Source organism: Candidatus Parvarchaeota archaeon, assembly GCA_016866895.1.
Taxonomy (GTDB): domain Archaea; phylum Micrarchaeota; class Micrarchaeia; order Anstonellales; family VGKX01; genus VGKX01.
This window is the reverse complement of sequence record VGKX01000230.1, coordinates 1-1,186: the sequence shown is the minus strand read 5'-3', so window position 1 is coordinate 1,186 and position 1,186 is coordinate 1. Positions and strand designations below refer to the sequence as shown.

Sequence of the window (1,186 nt, the reverse complement as noted above, 5' to 3'; positions counted from 1 at the left end):
TTTTTCTTTCCCTTGTCCTGCATGCACTCCTGTAGTGCCTGCGTCAGTTTTTTCTTGTCCATCTTTTTGCCCTCCTGCTTTTCTTTGAGCAGTGATTGACGGGAAAACTAGCAAACAGTTTTTTTGCTGATGCTGTTTTTTCAAGCCGCTGCAGCCTTGCAGCCGTGCTGCTTGAGGCTATTGTTAAGGAGTGAAAGATTTATAAGCATACTTTAGGCCTGCGCTTAAGCCCTTCAGGATGCCTTTGATTTATTTGCTCTTTGATTTTCTTTGCCTGGATTTGGCTGCTGCAGGCCTCCTTAAATAGAAGTAAGCTATTGCAGCTGCGGCAAGCAGGGCAACCAAAAGCAGGTATTGGCCACCCTCCATTCTAATCCCTGCTGCCATATTCAAATTTCCCGAAGTTGCCTGGAGGTTTGGGGGCTGCCATGGGCGCACAAAAAAGTGGTGCCTGGATTCAGGGTCAAAAATTCCGACCATGTATTTGTCATCATAGCAGCTCACATGCCAAAAATAAAGCCCGTACGAAAAATTCCCCGTGTATGAGACGCCCTGCCCTGAAACAAGCACTCTTGGGCCATCTGAAAAGACAAGTGGGGAATCGTAAATGCTTTTGTTATGTACCCACATGGAGCACTTGAAGCTCTCGTTGATATTGTATCTGGCCACGTAATTCATTGTCACCTCCACGCTGTTAATATATGGGTCTGGCGAATAGTAGAACTGCCCGTTTGGCGGCTCAGTTTCTGTTGTTATCCCAGGCACCCTGTTTAGCACCTTCACGGGTGCGGAAGTGGCAGCCTCACCATAATTAAGCCCGTCGAATGGCGTAACCTGGCAATAAATCTCATCGTTGCCATTGAACTGCTTTCTGGTCAGGTTTCTTTGAGGGAAAAAATATTTCCCGTTCCTGTACCAAATATATTTGAAAGTTACCGGCTTTGGCCCGTCGGGGTCAAAAAAAGTGCCATTAAAGCACTTTACAAGCGTAGAATTGTAGTAAGCAGGGGGTCTGGCAGGACAATGGGTTTTGAGGCAACTGGCGGCACGTTTGTGACTTGTGAATAGGCTGTTGTCTGCAGCCAAATTGCCAAAGTGATGAAGATAACCAAAACTGCTTTTCTTGTGCAAAAAGTATTATTGACCAAGTTTTTTGCCTCCTGTAATAATGTTTATTTAATGTTTA

Annotated in this window: 1 protein-coding gene; it reads right to left on the bottom strand. The window is 45.4% G+C overall.

The annotated features are described in order from the left end of the window. Window positions 1–249: 249 nt before the first annotated feature. On the bottom strand, window positions 250–1,086 hold the full coding sequence (locus tag FJZ26_06180) for a hypothetical protein (GenBank protein MBM3229993.1): 837 nt from the start codon (window positions 1,084–1,086) through the stop codon (window positions 250–252). Window positions 1,087–1,186 lie beyond the last annotated feature (100 nt).